This window comes from Streptomyces phyllanthi (genome assembly GCF_009377205.1).
In the GTDB taxonomy this organism is placed as follows: domain Bacteria; phylum Actinomycetota; class Actinomycetes; order Streptomycetales; family Streptomycetaceae; genus Streptomyces; species Streptomyces phyllanthi.
Genome location: NZ_VJZE01000587.1, coordinates 1 through 4,777 on the forward strand (window position 1 = coordinate 1; position 4,777 = coordinate 4,777).

3 protein-coding genes are annotated in these 4,777 nt (G+C 71.0%); all 3 read left to right on the top strand.

Annotation, left to right across the window (positions count from 1 at the left end):
• Positions 1-2,082: glycoside hydrolase family 127 protein (locus FNH04_RS41425; RefSeq protein ID WP_228031931.1), on the top strand; the 2,082-nt coding region annotated here is incomplete at its 5' end.
• A gap of 179 nt (positions 2,083-2,261) precedes the next feature.
• On the top strand, positions 2,262-4,241 hold the full coding sequence (locus FNH04_RS41430; RefSeq protein WP_152791389.1) for a GDSL-type esterase/lipase family protein: 1,980 nt from the start codon (positions 2,262-2,264) through the stop codon (positions 4,239-4,241).
• A gap of 68 nt (positions 4,242-4,309) precedes the next feature.
• Entirely contained in the window at positions 4,310-4,597 is a 288-nt protein-coding gene (locus tag FNH04_RS41435) for a hypothetical protein (RefSeq protein WP_152791391.1), read from the top strand.
• Positions 4,598-4,777 lie beyond the last annotated feature (180 nt).

A 4,777-nucleotide genomic window follows, 5' to 3' on the forward strand; every position in this document is an offset into this window, starting at 1 on the left:
GCCTCGCCGGCCCAAGCCGCCTCGCCCCATGCCGCCCCGGCCTCGCCGGCCGCGGGCCCGTCCGCCGCGCCCGCCCCGCCCACCTGGGGCGTACGCCCCTTCACGCTGGACCAGGTGACCCTCGGCGACGGTGTCTTCCGAACCAAGCGCGACCTGATGCTCGAGTACGCGAGGTCCTACCCGGCCGACCGCATCCTGGCCGTCTTCCGCGCCAACGCCGGGCTCGACACGCGCGGCGCCCGGCCGCCCGGCGGCTGGGAGACCTCCGACGGCAACCTGCGCGGCCACTACGGCGGCCACTTCCTCACCCTGATCGCCCAGGCGTACGCCGACACACGGGAGGCCGCGCTCAAGACCAAGCTCGACTACCTGGTCGGCGCCCTCGGGGAGTGCCAGCGGGCCCTGGCCGAACACGGCTCGCCCGAGCCCAGCCACCCCGGCTATCTGGCGGCGTACCCGGAGACGCAGTTCATCCTGCTGGAGAGCTACACGACGTACCCCACCATCTGGGCGCCGTACTACACCTGCCACAAGATCATGCGCGGTCTGCTGGACGCGCACACCCTGGCCGGGAACGCGCAGGCGCTCGCCATCGCCTCGGCGATGGGCGACTGGGTGCACAGCCGGCTCGGCCGCCTGCCCAAGGCCCAGCTGGACCGCATGTGGTCGATCTACATCGCGGGTGAGTACGGCGGCATGAACGAGGTGATGGCGGACCTGTACGCCCTCACCGGCCGGGCCGAACACCTCGCCGCCGCCCGCTGCTTCGACAACACCGCGCTGCTGGACGCCTGTGCCGAGGACCGCGACATCCTGGAGGGGAGGCACGCCAACCAGCACATCCCGCAGTTCACCGGCTATCTGCGGCTCTTCGACCAGACGGGGGAGGAGGAGTACGCCACGGCGGCCCGCAACTTCTGGGGCATGGTCGCGGGCCCCCGCATGTACAGCCTGGGCGGCACGGGCCAGGGCGAGATGTTCCGCGCCCGGGGCGCCATCGCGGCCACCCTGGACGACAAGAACGCCGAGACCTGCGCGACGTACAACATGCTCAAGCTGACCCGGCAGCTGTTCTTCCACACACCGGACGCCTCCTACATGGACTACTACGAGCGGGGCCTGACCAACCACATCCTGGCCTCCCGCCGGGACGCCCGCTCCACGAGCAGCCCGGAGGTCACCTACTTCGTCGGGATGGGCCCGGGCGTACAGCGCGGATACGGCAACACCGGCACCTGCTGCGGCGGCACCGGCATGGAGAACCACACCAAGTACCAGGACTCGGTCTACTTCCGCTCCGCCGACGGTACGGCGCTGTACGTGAACCTGTACCTCGCCTCGACCCTGCGCTGGCCGGAGCGGGGAATCGTCATCGAGCAGACCGGCGACTACCCGGCCGAGGGCGTCCGCACCCTGACGTTCCGTGAGGGCGGCGGCAGCCTCGACCTGAAGCTCCGGGTCCCGTCCTGGGCCACGGCGGGCTTCACCGTCACGGTGAACGGCGTCCGGCAACGGACCAGGGCCGAGCCCGGCACGTACCTGACCCTGAGCAGGGACTGGCGGCCCGGCGACCGGGTCCGGATCTCCATGCCGTACCGTCTGCGCGTCGAAAGGGCCCTGGACGATCCGGCCGTCCAGTCGGTGTTCTACGGGCCGGTCCTACTGGTCGCCCAGAGCCCGGAACAGCAGTTCCGCTCGTTCTCCTTCTACAAGCACTTCACGCTCCGGGGCGATCTGGCCTCCGCGATCAGCCCCGCGGGCCGGCCGATGCACTTCACCACCCACGGCCTGACGCTCGCCCCGTTCTTCCACGGGGACGACACCCCGTACCACGCCTACTTCACACGCGCCGAGCCCGTCGTCGTGTTCGGCGCGGCCGACTCGGGCGTACCCAACCGCGCCCGGGGCGACGGCCTGACGTTCCTCGACGTCCTCTGGGCCCAGGCGCCCTTCGCCACCTCGGGCGACTTCGTACGGGCGGTCCGCACCCTCGCCGACACATGGCTGTCCGAGGGTCTGTTCACCCGGGCCGAGCGGGATCGGGTCGTCACGGCCGCGACGGGGGCGAATCTGAGGCGCTGAGGACCGGCAGAGCAGGGGGAGCCGGGAGAACCGGGAGAACCGGGAGAACCGGGGCACGGCCGCCCCGCCGTCGACGCGACGGCGGGGCGGCCGCGACTTCACGGAGCCGTGCGGGAGGCCTTGACCTTGAATCGTTCCACTGCTTCTGTGGTGTGGCTGTCCACCTGCGCAGACCTCACATGCCCGGACGAGGGCTGCCGGCCCTCCTCACGGCCGTTCTCGTCGCCTGCCTGCTGTCCCTGGTCGGCGCCACCCGGGCCCAGGCCGCACCCGGAGACGGCTCCGTCTCCGACCCCAACATCGCCTTCGTCGGTCGCTGGGACACGAGCTCGGGCACGACGGCCGTGGCCAACTGGACCGGCGCGTACGTGCAGACGTCCTTCACCGGAACCACGGTGAAGGTGAAAGCCAGAGACGCGGTCAACCTCTACGCGAGCATCGACGGCGGACCCGACGTCTTCCACGCGGGCGTCCGCGGCACGGTGAACCTCACCCCGCAGCCGCTCGCGGCGGGCACCCACACCCTGCGGATCACCTACCGCTCCGGAGACACCGCCTTCCAGGGCCTGGTCCTGGACTCCGGCGCCCGCACGGTCGCCCCCGACGCACCGTCCGGGCTGATCGAGTTCGTCGGCGATTCCATCACCGCCGGGGCCCTCACCGACCGGCTGGCGCTCGACTCGTACGCCTGGAAGACCGGTGAGCGACTGGGGATGCGGCACACGCAGATCGCCCGCGCCGGCTACTGCCTCGTCGGCCGGTCCGGATGCACAGGTCTGAGCGCCCAGTTCTTCCGGAACGCCAGTACGGGCAGCCAGAGCTGGGACTTCTCCCGCTACCGGGCGAGCGCGGTCGTCATCAACCTCGGTACCAACGACATCGGGCACGGAGTGACCGGAGCCGCGTTCCAGTCGGCGTACACCACGTTCCTGCGCGACATCCGCGCGAAGTACCCGAACGCGGTCCTCTTCGCGGTGCAGACCCTCAAGAAGCGGTACGTCACCGAGACCAGGGCCGCCGTCAGCGCCCGCAACGCCGCCGGTGACGCCAAGGTGCGCTACGTCGACACGACGGGCTGGCTCACCGACGGCGCCGACTACGAGGACGGCAACGGGCATCCCAACGAGACGGGCCACACCAAGTTCGCGAGCCGTCTGGCCCCCGTCATCGGCGCCGCCCTGAGCGGCTCCACCACCCCTTCCGCTTCCGCCGAGGCGGCGGCTCCCGGCCAGCCCGGCGACCCGAACATCAAGTTCGTCGGCCGCTGGGACACCACCAGCTCCACCACGGCCTACACCCCCTACTGGGCCGGGGCGTACTACCGCGTCGGCTTCACCGGAAGGACCGTCCAGCTGAAGCAGCGGGGCACGATCGACTTCTGGGCGCGGATCGACGACGGTCCCGTGAAGTTCTACGACGACGTCAAGGGAACGGTGAACCTGACCCCGACCGCGCTCCCGGCCGGCCGACACACCCTCCAGGTCAACTACCAGGTGGTCGCGGGCTCCTATCGCGGCGACGCCGTCTTCCAGGGCCTCGTCCTCGACAGCGGCGCCACGACCTTCGCGCCGCCCGCCCCGGCCAAACTGATCGAGTTCGTCGGCGACTCGATCACCGTGGGCACCACGACCTCGCAGAACGCCCGTACCGCCTACGGCTGGCTGATCGGTGAGCGGCTCGGAGCCGAGCACACGCAGATCGCCCAGGGAGGCGCCTGCCTCGTGGCCGCCGCGGACGGATGCGTGGGCCTGGAACGGCAGTTCACCAAGCTCAACCCGAACGCCGCGACACCCGACTGGGACGTCAACCGCTACCGGGCGGACGCGGTCGTGATCAACCTCGGGACCAACGACGTCGGCCACGGGGTGAGTACCGCGCAGTTCCAGGCCGCGTACACCAGCCTGCTGCGCAAGGTCCGCGCGGCCTACCCCCAGGCGTGGATCTTCGCGCTGGAGACCTTCCGCGGCCGGTACGTCCCGCAGACCGAAGCCGCCGTCAGGGCCGCAGTCGAGGGCGGCGACTCCCGCCTCTCCTTCGTCGACACCACGGGCTGGCTGGGCGCAGGCGACCTCACCGACTCGGTCCACCCCAACGACCAGGGCCACCGCGTCATAGCCGACCGCCTCGCACCGGTCATCGCGGCCAGGATCGGCGCCTGACACCTTCGGGACGAGGCCGCGGCCAGGGACGCCCCGGCCATCAGGACCGCCCGATAGGGTCGGCCACCATGACGGTTCGACTGTGTGTACTGCTGTGGGCCCGGCCCGGTGCCACCGAGGCACTGATCGAGTACGAGGACAAGGTCCTGGCCCTGCTGGACGATCACGGCGGCCGTGTACGGCAGCGTGCCCGTACCGGCGGAGAGGAGGGTGCCCCGACGGAGATCCAGCTGATCGAGTTCACCTCGCAGGCCGGGTACGACGGCTTCCTGACCGACGGGCGTCGTACCGCCCTGTCGGACGAGCGCGACGCGGCGATCGCCCGTACCGACCTCTACCCCGTCGAACTCGTCTGACAGGGCAGCCCGCAGGGCGGCGCGGGGACCGGTCGTCCGTCGGCCGGGCCGTTAGAGCCTGTGTCATATCCCCGGCCGGGCGCGCGACGCCTGGCACGCACGCTCGCCGCGTTGCCGAAACGCCCACGTGACTCCTCCCCCACTCTCGGCTTCGCTCGAGCGGGGGGACCCCCATCGAGG

Bases quoted from the DNA above. Each gene is read 5' to 3' on its own strand.
- FNH04_RS41435 (WP_152791391.1), top strand. From the start codon at position 4,310: ATGACGGTTCGACTGTGTGTACTGCTGTGGGCCCGGCCCGGTGCCACC.
- FNH04_RS41430 (WP_152791389.1), top strand. From the start codon at position 2,262: ATGCCCGGACGAGGGCTGCCGGCCCTCCTCACGGCCGTTCTCGTCGCC.